The sequence below is a fragment of the Streptomyces sp. NBC_00252 genome (assembly GCF_036187565.1).
Lineage (GTDB): Bacteria > Actinomycetota > Actinomycetes > Streptomycetales > Streptomycetaceae > Streptomyces.
In genome coordinates this window covers 7,155,893-7,171,498 of the sequence record NZ_CP108087.1, presented here as the reverse complement: position 1 = coordinate 7,171,498, position 15,606 = coordinate 7,155,893, and the positions used below count along the sequence as shown (strand labels likewise).

At 69.9% G+C, this 15,606-nt stretch carries 12 protein-coding genes; 7 read left to right on the top strand and 5 right to left on the bottom strand.

The window, feature by feature from the left end; all coding sequences use genetic code 11:
* Positions 1-37: 37 nt before the first annotated feature.
* From OHT77_RS31790 to OHT77_RS31775, 4 genes are all read right to left on the bottom strand, one after another.
* Positions 38-1,729, bottom strand: coding sequence for a glycoside hydrolase family 13 protein (locus OHT77_RS31790; RefSeq protein ID WP_328831846.1), 1,692 nt, complete (start codon positions 1,727-1,729; stop codon positions 38-40).
* Between the two features lie 174 nt (positions 1,730-1,903).
* Positions 1,904-2,770 carry a sugar ABC transporter permease gene (locus OHT77_RS31785; RefSeq protein ID WP_328831845.1) on the bottom strand — a complete coding sequence of 289 codons (867 nt, stop codon included), beginning with the start codon at positions 2,768-2,770 and terminating at the stop codon, positions 1,904-1,906.
* Between the two features lie 13 nt (positions 2,771-2,783).
* On the bottom strand, positions 2,784-3,788 hold the full coding sequence (locus tag OHT77_RS31780; protein ID WP_266767958.1) for a carbohydrate ABC transporter permease: 1,005 nt from the start codon (positions 3,786-3,788) through the stop codon (positions 2,784-2,786).
* 125 nt (positions 3,789-3,913) lie between these two features.
* Positions 3,914-5,188 carry an extracellular solute-binding protein gene (locus OHT77_RS31775; protein ID WP_328831844.1) on the bottom strand — a complete coding sequence of 425 codons (1,275 nt, stop codon included), beginning with the start codon at positions 5,186-5,188 and terminating at the stop codon, positions 3,914-3,916.
* A 350-nt stretch (positions 5,189-5,538) separates the two neighbouring features.
* Here OHT77_RS31775 and OHT77_RS31770 point away from each other — a divergent pair, with 350 nt between their 5' ends.
* Both OHT77_RS31770 and OHT77_RS31765 read left to right on the top strand, forming a co-directional pair.
* Positions 5,539-6,573 carry a LacI family DNA-binding transcriptional regulator gene (locus OHT77_RS31770; protein WP_328831843.1) on the top strand — a complete coding sequence of 345 codons (1,035 nt, stop codon included), beginning with the start codon at positions 5,539-5,541 and terminating at the stop codon, positions 6,571-6,573.
* A gap of 132 nt (positions 6,574-6,705) precedes the next feature.
* A complete protein-coding gene (locus OHT77_RS31765; protein WP_328831842.1) occupies positions 6,706-7,566 on the top strand; it encodes a phosphatase PAP2 family protein in 861 nt (286 codons plus the stop codon).
* A gap of 306 nt (positions 7,567-7,872) precedes the next feature.
* Here the strand turns inward: OHT77_RS31765 and OHT77_RS31760 are convergent, their stop codons facing one another.
* The gene (locus OHT77_RS31760) at positions 7,873-10,872 is read right to left on the bottom strand and encodes a bifunctional [glutamine synthetase] adenylyltransferase/[glutamine synthetase]-adenylyl-L-tyrosine phosphorylase (RefSeq protein WP_328831841.1); all 3,000 of its coding nucleotides are present in this window, start codon (positions 10,870-10,872) and stop codon (positions 7,873-7,875) included.
* A 224-nt stretch (positions 10,873-11,096) separates the two neighbouring features.
* Here OHT77_RS31760 and OHT77_RS31755 point away from each other — a divergent pair, with 224 nt between their 5' ends.
* The 5 genes from OHT77_RS31755 (at position 11,097) to OHT77_RS31735 (ending at position 15,601) form a co-directional block, all read left to right on the top strand.
* The gene (locus OHT77_RS31755; RefSeq protein WP_328831840.1) at positions 11,097-11,609 is read left to right on the top strand and encodes a pyridoxamine 5'-phosphate oxidase family protein; all 513 of its coding nucleotides are present in this window, start codon (positions 11,097-11,099) and stop codon (positions 11,607-11,609) included.
* 24 nt (positions 11,610-11,633) lie between these two features.
* Positions 11,634-12,074 carry a VOC family protein gene (locus tag OHT77_RS31750; protein WP_266767967.1) on the top strand — a complete coding sequence of 147 codons (441 nt, stop codon included), beginning with the start codon at positions 11,634-11,636 and terminating at the stop codon, positions 12,072-12,074.
* A gap of 218 nt (positions 12,075-12,292) precedes the next feature.
* Entirely contained in the window at positions 12,293-13,210 is a 918-nt protein-coding gene (locus OHT77_RS31745; protein WP_407078118.1) for an alkaline phosphatase family protein, read from the top strand.
* Position 13,211: 1 nt separating this feature from the next.
* Positions 13,212-14,585, top strand: coding sequence for an MFS transporter (locus OHT77_RS31740; protein WP_328831839.1), 1,374 nt, complete (start codon positions 13,212-13,214; stop codon positions 14,583-14,585).
* Positions 14,582-15,601: a TolB family protein gene (locus OHT77_RS31735; protein WP_328831838.1), complete on the top strand. Its 1,020-nt coding sequence runs from the start codon at positions 14,582-14,584 to the stop codon at positions 15,599-15,601. Before OHT77_RS31740 ends, OHT77_RS31735 begins: the two co-directional genes overlap by 4 nt.
* Positions 15,602-15,606: the final 5 nt, after the last annotated feature.

Here is a 15,606-nt window from a genome sequence, read left to right as displayed (position 1 = left end):
GAAGTTGCTGCAAGAACTTCCCGTGGCGGAGCGGCAGTTACGGGGTGGTGGTCCACCACACCGTCGTGTCGGCGGGCAGCTTCGCCTCGCCGTCCGCCTCGGTCACCTCACCGCTGGCGAGCAGGAGACGGCCGTACGCCGAGGTCGTCACCGACTCCCCGCTCGTGTTCGCGACACACACGAACTCCCCGCGCCGGAAGGCGAGTACGCCCTCGGGCGCCCGCAGCCACTCCACGGAGTCGCCCGCGCCGAGGTCCGGCTGCGTGCGGCGGGCGGCGAGCGCGGACCGGTACAGCTCCAGCGTCGAACCGGGCGTCCCGGTCTGCGCCTCGATGCTCAGCTCACCCCAGCCGTCCGGCTGCGGCAGCCAACTGCCCGCGCTGCCGAAGCCGTATGACGATCCGTCACGCGTCCACGGGATCGGCACCCGGCACCCGTCCCGGAAGCCGTCCTGGCCGGCGCCCCTGAAGTAGGCGGGGTCCTGGCGGACTTCGTCCGGGAGGTCGACGACGTCGGGCAGGCCGAGCTCCTCGCCCTGGTAGACGTACGCCGAGCCGGGCAGCGCCAGCATCAGCAGGGTCGCGGCGCGGGCCCGGCGCAGGCCCAGCTCGCGGTCTCCGGCGGTGCGGATCTGGGTGCCGAGGCCGGGCGGGTTGGCGAAGCGGGTGGCGTGCCGGGTGACGTCGTGGTTGGAGAGGACCCAGGTGGCGGGGGCGCCGACCGGGCGCATGGCCTCCAGGGTGCGGTCGACGACCGTACGCAGCTCCTCGGCGTCCCAATCCGTCGACAAGTACTGGAAGTTGAAGGCCTGGTGGAGTTCGTCCGGGCGGACGTAGTTGGCCGTCCGCTCCACCGTCGGCGTCCATGCCTCCGCCACGAAGATGCGCTCGCCCGCGTACTCGTCGAGGACCGTGCGCCACTGGCGGTAGACGTCGTGGACGCCGTCCTGGTCGAAGAACGGCATGACATCGTTGCCCAGCAGTTTGAGCTGGTCGTGCGAGCCGAGGTCGGGCAGGCCCTCCGCCTTCACCAGGCCGTGGGCCACGTCGATGCGGAAGCCGTCGACGCCGATGTCCAGCCAGAAGCGGAGGATCGAGCGGAACTCGTCGCCGACCGCGGGGTGTTCCCAGTTGAAGTCGGGCTGCTCGGGGGCGAAGAGGTGCAGATACCACTCCCCCGCCGAGCCGTCCGGTTCGGTGACCCGGGTCCAGGCCGGGCCGCCGAAGATGGACTCCCAGTCGTTGGGCGGGAGTTCGCCGTGCTCGCCCTTGCCGGGGCGGAAGTGGTAGCGCTCCCGCAGCGGTGAGCCGGGGCCCTCCCTCAACGCCCGCTTGAACCACTCGTGCTGGTCCGAGGAGTGGTTGGGGACCAGGTCCACGATGATGCGCAGGCCGAGGCCGTGGGCGTCGCGGATCAGCGCGTCGGCGTCGAGCAGGTTGCCGAACATCGGGTCCACGGCGCGGTAGTCGGCGACGTCGTAGCCGGCGTCCGCCTGCGGGGAGGCGTAGAACGGGCTGAGCCAGACGGCGTCGATGCCGAGGTCGCGCAGGTACGGGAGTCGGGCGCGTACGCCTTCCAGGTCGCCCATGCCGTCGCCGTTGCTGTCGGCGAAGCTGCGGGGGTAGACCTGGTAGATCACGGCGTCTCTCCACCAGTCGCCGCGCCGGTCGCTGCGCTGGGCCTTGGCGGGGGTCTGTGCCGGGGCGATGACGGAGTGCTGCTGGGTCATGGCGTCCTTGGTGCGTGACGGGGTTCTGGGCGGGGGTGGTTGGAGACGAGGCGGCCATGGCGTCAGCGGGGTCGGATGGACGTCATGGCCGCCTCGAGATTGTGGTGCGGCTGAGTGGGGGCTGGGCGCGCAGTTCCCCGCGCCCCTTTGGGGGCGCCACAGTCATGGGCGCTTCTAGCCCTTGGTGCCGCCTGCTGTCAGGCCGGTGACCAGGTTTTTCTGTACCAGGTAGAAGAACGCGGCCACGGGTATCGCGATCAGTACCGCTGTCGCCGCCATCAGGTTGCGTTGCGCGTCGTGTTCGCTGACGAAGGTCTGCAGTCCGACCGCGAAGGTGTACTTGGTGTCGGACAGCATGAACGTCGAGGCGAAGGCGACCTCGCCGAAGGCCGTGAGGAAGCTGTAGAACGCGGCGACCGCGAGGCCCGGCTTGGCGAGCGGCAGGATCAGGCGCGCGAACGTGCCGAACGGGTTGAGCCCGTCGACGCGTCCCGCCTCGTCGATCTCGAACGGGATCGTGTCGAAGTAGCCCTTGAGCAGCCAGGCGCAATACGGCACCGCCGTTGAGCAGTAGACGAGGATGAGACCAAGGTAGCTGTCGATGAGCTGCAGATCGGCCAGAATCTGGTACATCGGCACGATGAGTACCGCTATCGGGAACATCTGGGTGACCAGCAGCACCCACATGAACTTCCGGTACCCGGGGAACCGCATGCGCGAGACGGCGTATCCGGTGGTCGCGGCGATCGTGACACCGATGACCGTGGTGCCCAGCGAGACGATCAGCGAACTCTTCAACCAGTCGAAGAACTCGGTGTGCTGGAGCACGAACGAGTAGTTGCCGAACGTCATCTTCTTCCAGATGCCGGCCGGGTGGAGATAGTCGTCCGAGTCCGGGCCGAGCGAGAGGAAGACCAGCCAGGCGATCGGGAAGAGCGCGATCAGGCTCGCGACGATCAGGACGCCGTGCGAGGCGAGGGTGCCGGAGCGGCTCAACTCGCCCCGTCGGCGGGTCCGTTGCGGTGGTGTCGTGGTGCTCATGGGGACTCCTGCCTCAGATCGCGAGCTGTTGGTCATTGCGGTTCAGCCAGCGGCGGTAGAAGGAGGTGAAGACGATCAGGATGGCCAGCAGCAGGATGCCGTAGGCGGCCGACTGGGCGAATTCGCGCGGCTGTTGGCCGAAGCCGAGGAAGTACGACCAGGTGACGAGGATCTGCGCGTCGGGTGCGGTGTTGCCGAACAGCAGGAAGATCACGGCGAACTGGTTGAAGGTCCAGATCACGCCGAGAAGGACGACGGTGGAGCTGACCGACCTCAGGCCCGGCAGGGTGACGTAGCGGAAGCGCTGCCAGGGGGTCGCGCCGTCCATCTCGGCGGCCTCGTAGAGCGAGGTGTCGATGGACTGCAGGCCGCCGAGCAGGGAGACCATCATGAACGGCACACCGCACCAGGTGTTGACCATGATGGCGGCGAACCGCTGCCAGAACGTGCTCTCCAGCCAGTCGGGCTGGGGCAGATGCAGGCTGTGCAGCGCGGAGTTGATGATGCCGCCGTCGGCGAGCATGAAGCGCCAGCCGAAGACCGTCACGAAGGTGGGGACGGCCCACGGCAGGATCAGGATCAGCCGGTAGAAGGTGCGGGCGCGCAGCTTCTGGTTGAGCAGGAGGGCGAGCGCGAGGCCCACCGTGTAGTGGAGGGCGACGCAGAGCGCGGTCCAGACGATCGTCCAGATGAAGTGCGACCAGAAGCGGTCGTACGACGTCGGGCCGAACAGGATGTCCTTGTAGTTGTCGAGCCCGATGAACTTGTAGGTGGCGTCGATGTGGTTGACGCCGATCGTGCGCGCGGTGTTGAGGCTGTTGGCGTCGGTGAGCGTCAGGTAGAGGCCGTACACCAGGGGGTAGAGCACGAGGACGCCGAGCACGACGACCACGGGGATGATCATCGCGTACGCGTACCAGTGCTTCTGGTAGCCGTACTTGAGTCGTTGGCCCGGTCCGGGCCGGGGTGCGCGGTCACCGTGGCGCTTGCCGGTCGCGCGGTCGATGGCGACTGTCATGGTTCGTTCGACACCTTCTGGAAGTTCAAGCGGGCACGGCGGGTTCGAGGACTACGGCAGCGCGGGCCGATGGCCGTCGGATCCGTCCCCCAGGCTGTTACTGCGGATCCGACGGCCGTGCGGGGCTACTTGCTGAAGTCCGGGACCAGCTTGGCGATCGCCAGCTCGGCGTTGCTCAGACCCTTGTCGAGGGACTCCTTGCCCCCGGCGACCTTGGGCAGCTCGGTGTCCAACGGGCCCCACAGGGAGCTGTATTCGGCGAGCGCCGGGCGCGGCTGGGCAGCGCCGAGGACGCCCTGGAAGCCGGCGATGCCCGGGTCGGACTTCACGGCGGCGGTGTAGGCGTCGTCGCGGGTCGGCAGGGTCGAGTTCTTCAGCGCGATCGTCGACTGGGAGGCCGCGGAGGTCATGAAGTTGACGAACTTCAGGGCCGCCTTCTGGTGCGCGGAGTCCGAGCCGGCGTAGACCGAGAGGTTGTGACCGCCGGTCGGGGCACCGGACTTGCCGGTGGAGCCGGCCGGGATCGTGGCGATGCCGAGGTTCGACTTGTCCGTGAACGCCGAGCCCTTGTAGAAGTTCGTGATCTCCCACGGGCCCTGGATGATCGCGGCGACCTTGCCGTTGACGAACGCGTCCTGGATGTGGGCGTAGGCGTCCGCGGTGGTGTCGGCCTTGTGCAGGCCGGTGCCGGAGAAGAGGCTCAGCCAGGTGCCGTAGGCCTTCTTCGCGGCGGCGGAGTCCACGGTGATCTTCTTCGCGGAGGCGTCGACGGTGTCGGTGCCCTCGCCGTAGAGGAAGGTCTGCGCGTAGTAGGCCTGGGTGGAGCCCCAGTAGCCGTCGACCTTCGCCTTGGCCTTGACCTTCGCCGCGTCGGCCTTCAACTCGTCCCAGGTGGCGGGCGGTTGGGTGATGCCGGCCTGCTTGAAGAGGGCCTTGTTGTAGACGAGCGCGAGGGTGTCGGTGACCAGCGGCACGCCGTAGGTCTTGCCCTCGTACTGGGCCTGCGTGATCAGGTTCGACTTGAACTTCGCCTGGTCCGCGAGGGCTTCGGTGCCGTCGAGCGGCAGGAAGTAGCCCTTCTTCGCGAAGGCGGGGGTCCAGCCGACCTCCGAACGCAGCACGTCCGGGGCGCCCTTGGAGCCGGCGGCGGTGTCGAACTTGTTCTGCGCCTGGTCGAAGGGCACGTTGACGTACTTGACCTTGATGTTCTTGTTGGCCGCCTGGAACTTGGCGACCAGGGCCTTGTACGTGGGCGCCTCATTGGTGGCGTTGGAGGTGTCCCACCAGGTGATGGTGACCGGCCCGTCCGACTTGCCGCTGTCACTGTCACTGCCGCCGCAGGCCGTCGCCGCGAGGGCGAGGGACGCCACCAGCGCGGTGGCCGCTATGCCACGCCGCATGAGTTCTCCTTGAGGGTGAAAGCCCGTGTGATGCAGGGGGCGGGCCCGTCCGCCGCCCCTGCGACTCACCGGCTGCGCCTTCGCGGCCGCCGGGCGTCGCCGAACGTAACAGCGATGTAAGCGTTGCGAAAGTCCTTGCTGCAAAAAACTGCAAGACGGACCGAGAGTTACTGTCCCGTGACCTCTCCTCGATCCCCCTGAAACCCATGGCTGGTGCGGCTGAGCGGGCAAGGGGACACTTGTGCAAGACTCTGCAAGCTCTTGCCGCATGCCGTACGCCGACCAGAACACGAGGGATCGCGATGACGCAGCAACCCGCAGCGCGCCGACGGCCGGTACAGTCCACTCCCGTGACCACACGGCTTGCCGACATCGCCGCCCAGGCGGGGGTGAGCGAAGCGACCGTCAGCCGCGTCCTCAACGGCAAGCCTGGCGTCGCCGCCACCACCCGTCAGTCCGTCCTCGCCGCCCTCGACGTACTCGGCTACGAACGTCCGGTACGGCTGCGGCAGCGCAGCGAGGGCCTGGTGGGCCTGATAACACCGGAGTTGGAGAACCCGATATTCCCCGCCCTGGCGCAGGTCATCGGGCAGGCGCTGACCCGGCAGGGCTACACCCCGGTGCTCGCCACCCAGACCCCGGGCGGTTCCACCGAGGACGAGTTGACCGAGATGCTCGTCGACCGCGGGGTGGCCGGCATCATCTTCGTCTCCGGTCTGCACGCGGACACCTCCGCGGACATGCAGCGCTACGAGCAACTCCGGGCGCAGGGCGTGCCGTTCGTGCTCGTGGACGGCTTCTCGCCGAAGGTGCAGGCGCCGTTCATCTCCCCCGACGACCGCGCCGCGATGACCCTCGCGGTCACCCACCTCGTCTCGCTCGGGCACACGAACATCGGACTGGCCCTGGGGCCGAAGCGGTTCGTACCCGTACAACGCAAGATCGAGGGCTTCGTCCGCGCGATGCAGGACCAACTGGCCCTGACCGCCGAGGACGTGGAGACCCGGCTCGTGCAGCACTCGCTGTACACGCTGGAGGGCGGACAGGCCGCGGCGGCCGCGCTGATCGACCGCGACTGCACGGCCGTGGTGTGCGCGAGCGACATGATGGCGCTCGGTGCGATACGCGCGGCCCGGCAGCGGGGGCTCGACGTGCCCAAGGACGTGTCGGTGGTCGGCTTCGACGACTCGCCGCTGATCGCGTTCACCGACCCGCCGCTGACGACGATCCGCAAGCCGGTGCCCGCGATGGGTCAGGCCGCGGTGCGTACGTTGCTGGAGGAGATCGGCGGGACGCCTGCCCCGCACAGCGAGTTCGTGTTCATGCCGGAACTGGTGGTGCGCGGGTCGACGGCTTCGGCCCCTGGGGACCGGAATCGTCCCTGAGGGGGAGAAAAACATGGCGGTGTCCCGTGCGCTGGTAGGAGTCCGGGGACTCTTCCCGTCGTAGAACATGCGAGCCGGACCCGACCAAGGGATGATCGGTCGCGGAAGCCTTTTCTGGCAGACTTTGTGTCTATGGGTGAGACCACCGTGACGACATTGGAAGGCCGTGAAGACGCCGTTCCGAGCCCCGTCGCGGACGCCGCGGGGCAGGGTTTTCTGCGCCGGTTGCGGACTCCGCGCCGGCCCCGGCTGTGGTTCGAGATCCTGCTGATCGCGGTGAGTTACTGGACGTACTCACAGATCCGCAACGCGGTGCCGGAGCAGCGCTCCGAGGCGCTGCGCAACGCCGACTGGATCTGGCGCGTCGAGAACGATCTCGGCATCGCCGTCGAGCAGTCGGTCAACCACGCCGTGAACTCGGTGACTTGGCTGATCGTCGGGATGAACTACTACTACGCCACACTGCACTTCGTGGTGACGCTCGGTGTCCTGGTGTGGCTGTACCGCAGCCATCCGGGGCGGTACGCGGCGACCCGGCTCGTCCTCTTCGCCACGACGGCCGTGGCCCTGGTCGGGTACTACTTCTTCCCGCTGGCGCCGCCGCGGCTCATGAACGGCAGCCACTTCGTCGACACGGTCATGGTCCACCAGACCTGGGGGTCGATGGCGTCCGGCGATCTGAAGCACATGTCGAACCAGTACGCCGCGATGCCGTCCATGCACATCGGGTGGTCCCTGTGGTGCGGGCTGACGATCTTCGCGCTGGCGAAACTTCCCTGGGTGCGGATCCTGGGGCTGCTGTACCCGACCCTGACCCTGATGGTGATCGTCTCCACGGCCAACCACTTCTGGCTCGACGCGGTGGGGGGCATGCTGTGCCTGACGTTCGGCTTCCTGGTCTCACGGCTCTGGTACGGCGCGTTTCCGTATGCCTTGCCGCGGACGGTGGCGGTACGGGGTGCGGACGGCTCCTGGTTGCCCACGAAGGCCTGACTGCTCGGTCGGGTCGTTTTTCGGGTGCTGCGCCGTTGTGGCTGGTCGCGCAGTTCCCCGCGCCCCTAGGGGGTGCTGCCGGTCCCCGCGTTCCTCAGGGCCCTCAGGAACGCCTCCAGGGGCGGTTGTGGTGGGGCGGCCTTGCGGACGGCCCGCGGATCGTTCGCAGCGGCTTCGGGGGGCGTACGGGGCGTACGAGCGCATCGGGGGTCACGGCCTCCGCGGTCGGCACAGGGTCCGGGACCCACGGACGTGACCTCTTACTCCAGGTCGTCGAGATGGGCTGCGCCGCCCACTTCCCGCCCGTCAAGCCCCGTAGAACAGAACATCCACGACACCCCGAGCCAGCCGAGTAGTCCGCCGATAGTCGTCCAGCATGTCTCCCACGTGCCCAGGTCCATACCCCAAGTACCGCCCCACGGCGGCCAGTTCGCGTGGGTCGGAAGGGAACGTGTCTCCCGCTCGCCCCCGGACCAGCATCACCGCGTTACGGACTCGCGTGGCCAGCACCCACGCCTCGTCCAAGGTCTCCGCGTCCTCGGCGGAGATGAGCTCGGCCGCGCAAGCCGCCGCGAGGGCCGCTCGCGTACGGGTGGTACGCAACCCCGGCTCGGCCCACCCGTGTTGAAGCTGCATCAGCTGCACGGTCCACTCGACGTCGGAGAGCCCTCCACGCCCCAGCTTGGTGTGCAGGGTCGGGTCGGCCCCGCGGGGCAGCCGCTCGGACTCCATACGGGCCTTGAGCCGCCGGATCTCCCGTACGGCGTCGTCGCCGAGGCCCTCCGCCGGGTACCGGAGTGGGTCGATCAGCTCGATGAACCGCCGGCCCAGATCGCCGTCCCCGGCGACGGGTTCGGCCCGCAGCAGCGCCTGGGACTCCCACACCAAGGACCACCGGCGGTAGTACGCCTCGTAGGACTTCAACGACCGTACGAGCGGCCCCGATTTGCCCTCCGGCCGGAGATCCGCGTCGATGAGCAGCGGCGGATCCGAGCTGGCGACCTGGAGCAGCCGCCGCATCTCGGAGACGACCTTGTTGGCGGCCTCGGAGGCCTCCCGCTCGGCGACGCCCTCGCGGGGTTCGTGCACGAACAGGACGTCCGCGTCGGAGCCGTAGCCCAGTTCGTGGCCGCCGAAGCGGCCCATGCCGATGACGGCGAAGCGGGTGGGCAGGGTGTCGCCCCAGCCTTCGCGGACGACGGCGCGCAGCGTGCCGGCGAGGGTCGCGGCGGTGAGGTCGGAGATGGCGCCGCCGACCCGGTCGACGAGAGCGCCCTGGTCCGCCTCGACGGGCTGGGTCTCGGTGCCGTAGGAGCCGACGATGTCGAAGGCGGCCGTACGGAAGAGTTCGCGGCGGCGGACGCCGCGGGCGAAGGTGACCGCCTGGACGGCGCCGTCGGCGCGGCCGACCGCGGCGAGTATCTCCTGGTCCAGGTGCGCGCGATTGCGGGGTTCGAGGCCACTGCCGCCGTCGCCGTCACCGAGCAGGGCGACCGCTTCGGGGGCGCGCATGAGCAGGTCGGGGGCGAGCCGGCCGGCCGACAGGACGCGGGCGAGGTTCTCGGCGGCGGCGCCCTCGTCCCTCAACAGCCGTAGATACCAAGGGGTCTTGCCGAGCGCGTCGGACACCTTGCGGAAGTTGAGGAGGCCCGCGTCCGGGTCGGCGGAGTCCGCGAACCAGCCCAACAGGACGGGCAGCAGGGTGCGTTGGATGGCGGCCTTGCGGGTGACGCCGGAGGCGAGGGCCTCCAGGTGGCGCAGGGCGGCGGCCGGGTCGACGTAGCCGAGGGCGACCAGCCGTTCGCGGGCCGCCTCGGGGCTCAACCTGGTCTCGCCGGGGGCGAGTTGGGCGACCGCATCGAGCAGCGGGCGGTAGAAGAGCTTCTCGTGCAGGCGTCGTACGACGGTGGCGTGCCGCTTCCACTCGCGGTTCAGCTCGGTCACCGGGTCGGTGCGCAGGCCCATCGAGCGGCCGAGGCGGCGCTGGTCGGCCTGTTCGACGGGGACGAGGTGGGTGCGGCGCAACCGGTAGAGCTGGATGCGGTGTTCCATCGTGCGCAGGAAGCGGTAGGCGTCGTCGAGGCGGCCGGCGTCCTCGCGGCCGACGTAGCCGCCGGCGGCGAGGGCCTCCAGGGCGACGAGGGTGGTGCCGCTGCGCAGCGAGGTGTCGGCGCGGCCGTGCACCAACTGCAGGAGCTGGACGGCGAATTCGACGTCCCGCAGGCCTCCGGGGGCGAGCTTGAGTTCGCGGTCGATCTCGGCGGCGGGGATGTTCTCGATGACGCGGCGGCGCATCTTCTGCACGTCGGTGACGAAGTTCTCGCGCTCGGCGGCCTTCCACACGAGGGGTTCGAGCGCGTCGACGTACTCGCGGCCGAGCGCGAGGTCGCCGGCCACCGGCCGGGCCTTCAGCAGGGCCTGGAACTCCCAGGTCTTCGCCCAGCGTTGGTAGTACGCGAGGTGGCTGGCGAGGGTGCGGACCAGCGGGCCGTTGCGGCCCTCGGGGCGCAGGTTGGCGTCGACGGGCCAGATCGAGCCCTCGACGGTGGTCTCGGAGCAGATCCGCATCATGTGCGCGGCGAGCTTGGTGGCCGCGCGGAGCGCCTTGCCCTCGTCGGCGCCGTCGACGGCCTCGCCGACGAAGATGACGTCGACGTCGGAGATGTAGTTCAGCTCGTGGCCACCGCACTTGCCCATCGCGATCACCGCGAGCCGGCACAGCGCGGCGTCGTCGGGTGCGTCGGCGCTCGCGATGGCGAGGGCGGCGCGCAGGGTGGCGGTGGCGAGGTCCGCGAGTTCGGCGGCGGTCTGCGCGAGGTCGGTGGTGCCGCACACGTCACGGGCGGCGATGGAGAGCAGGCAGCGGCGGTAGGCGACGCGCAGGGCGACCGGGTCGGTGGCGTCGTCGAGCCCGCGCTCGAACTCCTCCACCCCGGGGTGGAGGTCGCGCGGCTCGTACATCACGAGGGCGTGCCAGTCGAGCGGGTGCCGGGCGAGATGGTCGCCCAGGGCGGCGGAGGCGCCGAGCACCCCGAGCAGCCGGTCGCGCAGCGGCTTCGCGGCGATCAGGGTGTCCAGCAGCTCGCGGCGGGGGGTGTCCTCGGACTGCGCCTCCAGCAGCCGTACCAGACCTTGAAGGGCCAGGTCGGGGTCGGCGGTGGCGCCGAGGGCCTCCAGCAGGACCGGGTCGTTCCTTATCGGCGCGAGCTCCGCGCTCTCCAGAAGCCGCTCGGCCGCCGAGGGATCGGTGAAGCCGTGCCGCAGCAGTCGCGTGAAGGTGCTGCTTCTGCGCCCCGGCGCCGTCATCCTCGGCCTCCCTCGGATCTGGGTCGTGTGGATCATGGTCGTACGGATCAGGGTCGTACGGATCTGGCTCTCATGGAGGTCGTACGGAAGTCGTACGGGATCTAGGTCGTCACGTCCCGAGCCTAACCGCAGGTGCGGGCGGTGGCGCCGGGGTGTACGGCGATGAGTTCTCGAGGAGTACGGGGTCTACCCAGGGGGAGCACCTAGGACTCAGGGAGCAGCCGATGACCGACAAGGAACCTCGGACCCGTCTCGACCCCCGCTACAGCGACCCGGCGGCCACCGCGACCGACTGGGCCACGGCCGAGGCGCGGCTCGCGGCGGCGGAGCAGTTCTGGATCTCGACGGTACGGCCGGACGGGCGCCCGCATGTGACGCCGCTGCCCGCGGTCTGGTCGGCCGGGGCGCTGCACTTCTGCACCGGGCCCGAGGAGCGCAAGGCCCGCAACCTCGACGGCAACCCGCAGGTCGTGCTGACGACCGGCACGAGCACCTGGGACCAGGGGTACGACCTGGTCGTCGAGGGCGCGGCGGCGCGGGTCACGGACGAGGACCGGCTGCGGGAGCTGGCCGCCGCGTGGGAGGCGAAGTACGGCAGTTTCTGGCGATTCGACGTGCGGGACGGGGCGTTTCACCACGGTTCCGGGTACGCGTACGTCTTCGCTGTGGCGCCCCGGACCGTTTTCGGCTTCGGTAAGGGGGAGCCGTTCAGCCAGACGCGGTGGCGGTTCGGGTGACGCGCCTGACAAAGGAGTCAAGCCATGGACATGACCCTCGAAGTGATCGTCCTGCCGGTCTCGGACGTGGACCGGGCCAAGGAGTTCTACCGGGACAAGGTCGGCTTCCACGTGGATCTGGACGGCGAGGTGATGGAGGGCGTGCGGATCGTGCAGCTGACGCCGCCGGGCTCGGGCTGTTCGATCGCGCTGGTCGACGGGCTCCGGATCCCGACCGGGACACCCCAGCCGGGGACGTACCACGGCATGCAGCTGTGCGTGCAGGACGCGAAGGCGGCCTACGACGAACTGACCGCGCGCGGCCTGGAGGTCAGCGAGCCGGTGCAGTTCGCGCCGCAGGACGGGGCGACGTTCATGTACTTCAAGGACCCTGACGGGAACGGCTGGGCGATCCAGGAGTACCGGAAGCGGGCCGCGGAGCCGCTGCACCAGGTGCTGGCCCAAGTGGCGGCGCTGCAGGAGTAGTTCACGACCGTAGTTCGCGACCGCGGGAGCGGTTCGCCGTGAGCGGTTCGCCGCGAGGGGTTCGCCGTGAGGGGTTCGCCGTGAGGGGTTCGCCGTGAGCGGGATGAGTTCACCACTTCTTCATCCGCCGGGTTGGGAGCGGTGGGACGCGGGCATCTTGGCGTGTGCATGCTCGGTTCGCACCGCCACCCCCGTCGTCCCCCACCCCGGAGGCAGAAGTGTCCGGCAGTGAAGAAGTGTCCGGCGGCTCAGGCCGTACCGCGTACCGCCGCAGCCGCGCCGTCGTCGCGTCCGCGCTCGCCTTCTCGGCCGCCGCCGTCGGGGTCTGGACCGGCTTCGGCGACGCCTCGACCGCGCATGCCGCGACCGGGGTGCCGACCCCGGACCACGTCGTCGTGGTCGTGATGGAGAACCACGCCTACAGCCAGGTCATCGGCTCCTCCAGTGCCCCCTACGTCAACTCGCTGGCGACCGGGGGTGCCGCCCTCACCCAGTCCTACGGGATCACCCACCCGAGCCAGCCGAACTACTTCGCGCTGTTCTCCGGCTCCACCCAGGGGATCACCAGCGACAGTTGCTACACGGCCGGCTTCTCCTCGGCCGCGAACCTCGCCTCCGAGGTGACGGCGGCGGGCGGCACGTGGGCGAGCTACAACGAGACGCTGCCGAGCCAGGGTTCGACGACGTGCAGCAGCGGCAACTACGCGCGCAAGCACAACCCGTGGTTCGGCTTCAGCAACGTCGCCACCTCCACGGCGAAGACGTTCGCGCAGTTCCCGACGGACTACACGACGCTCCCCGACATCTCCTTCGTCACCCCCAACCTGTGCAGCGACATGCACGACTGCTCGGTGGCGACGGGTGACACCTGGCTGAAGAACAACCTCGGCGCGTACGCCACTTGGGCCAAGACCCACAACAGCCTGCTCGTCGTCACCTTCGACGAGGACAACCTGCTCAGCGGCAACCGCATCCCGACGGTCCTCTACGGCCAGCCGGTGAAGGCGGGTTCGACGTCCGCGACCAAGTACAACCACTACAACCTGCTGCGGACCCTCGAGGACTCCCAGGGCCTCTCCGCCCACGCGGGCAACGCCGCCTCGGCCGCCGACATCACCGGCGTCTGGGCGTCCTGAGATGTACGTGGCGGACAGCCGCGCCAACGCCGATCCGAGTGCCGTAAGCACTAGGGATGGTGCGGGTACTACGGGTACTACGGCCCGGGTGTCCGCCACCATCGCTCCCACGGTCTTCGCTCTCGGCGCGGTCAGCCTGATCACCGACGTGTCGTCCGAGGTGGTGACCGCGGTCCTCCCGCTGTACCTGGTGACGGGCCTCGGCCTGTCACCGCTCGGCTTCGGCCTCCTGGACGGCATCTACAACGGCTTCTCCGCGCTCGTCCGGCTGGCCGGCGGCCACCTCGCCGACCGGGGCGGCGGCCGGCACAAGTGGATCGCGGGCCTCGGCTACGGCGTCTCGGCCCTCTGCAAACCGCTCCTCCTGCTCGCCCACACCCTCACCCCCATCGGCCTGATCCTCGCCGCCGACCGCACGGGCAAGGGCCTGCGCACCGCCCCGCGCGACGCGCTGATCTCCCTGTCCTCCACCCCGGAGAACCGGGGTCGTGCCTTCGGCGTACACCGCGCGATGGACACGGCGGGCGCGCTGCTCGGCCCGCTGGTCGCGTTCCTGATCCTCCGGGCGACGGTGGACGGGTACGACGCGGTGTTCACGGTGAGCTTCTGCGTGGCGGTGGTCGGGGTCCTGGTGCTGGTGCTGTTCGTGCCGGGATCGTCGTCAACTGCCGCGCCCCGCACGGAGAAAGCCGTACGGGGGAAGGCCGTGGAGGACGGGAGGGCCGTAGACGAGAGGGCCGCGGACGGGAGGGCCGTAGGCGAGAAGGCCGTGCGCCCGACCCTCCGTGCCGCGTTCGCCCTCCTCGGCCGGCGCGACCTGCGCCGTGTCACCGTCTGCGCGCTCCTCCTCGGCCTGGCGACGGTCAGCGACTCCTTCGTGTACCTGCTGCTGCAACGGCGGCTCGGTGTCCCCGACCGGTGGTTCGCGCTGCTGCCGCTGGGCACGGCGGCGGCGTTCCTGCTGCTGGCGGTGCCGCTGGGCCGGCTCGCTGACCGGGTCGGCCGCTGGCGGGTGTTCCTCGGCGGCCACGGCGCCCTCCTCACGGCGTACGCCTTGTTGCTGACGTCGTGGCACGGCACGGCCCTCCCCTACGCCGTCCTCCTCCTGCACGGCGCCTTCTACGCGGCGACCGACGGCGTGCTGATGGCGGTGGCCTCGGACAGCGTGCCGGAGCAACTGCGGTCGTCGGGGCTCGCGTTGGTGCAGACGGGACAGGCGGCGGCGCGGTTCGTGTGCTCGCTGGGGTTCGGTGCGGCGTGGACGCTGTGGGGCGACCGTACGGCGCTGACGGCGTCGGCGGTGGCGCTCGCGGTCTGCGCGGTGTTCGCCTTCACACTCCGCCCGGGCCGACCGCTTCTGGAGCCTGCCTCATGACCGTCCGCAACCGTCTCCTGGTCCTCCTCGCCGCCGTGGCCGCACTCGCCGTGGTGGCCACGGCGTCGGTCCTGCACGCGTCGGCCCGGGCCGAGCGCCGGAACGAGACGCAGCCCGGCGGCCCGCGCATCACTGCCGGCCGGGTCACCCTGACGACCCCCGGCACGATGGTGTTCCGCAACATGGCCTGGGGCCCGCACCGCGACGAACTCACCACCGTCCCGGCCGCGACCCCGGCCGGCCCCCGCACCGCCTCCGGCCTCAAGTGCCTTCGTTTCTACGCCGCTTCGGGCACCGGGGTCTGCCTCCAGGCGGTCCACGGCACGGTCACGGACACGTACCGCGCGCTGATCCTGGACGCCCACCTCAAGGAGACGGCCCGTTACGACGTCCCCGGCATCCCCTCCCGTGCCCGGGTGTCCCCTACGGGTCACCTCGCCGCGTGGACGGCGTTCGTGGGCGGTGACTCGTACGCCGGGACGAACTTCTCGACGCGGGCGGCGATCGTGGACACGCGGACGGGGACGCTGATCCCGACGCTGGAGTCGTTCCGGATCGTCAAGGACGGCCACGTCTACCACGCGGCGGACGTCAACTTCTGGGGCGTGACCTTCGCCGCGGACGACCGCACGTTCTACGCGACGCTGGCGACGAAGGGCAGCACCTACCTGGTGAAGGGCGACCTGCGCACCCGTACGGTCACCACGCTGCACACCAACGTCGAGTGCCCGTCCCTCTCCCCCGACGGCACCCGCATCGCGTACAAGAAGCGCGTCAAGGGCCTCCCGAAGGACGCGCCCTGGCATCTGTACGTCCTCGACCTGCGCACGATGCGCGAGACACCGCTGGCGGAGTCGAGAAGCGTGGACGACCAGGCCGTATGGCGCGACGACCGGACGATCGTCTACGCCCTGCCCGGGGACTACGGCGCGGACCTCTACAGCGTCCCGGCGGACGGCACGGGCAGGGCCCGGCTGCTCAGCGACGCGGCGGTGTCCCCGGCGTACGTGGGGTAGGCGAA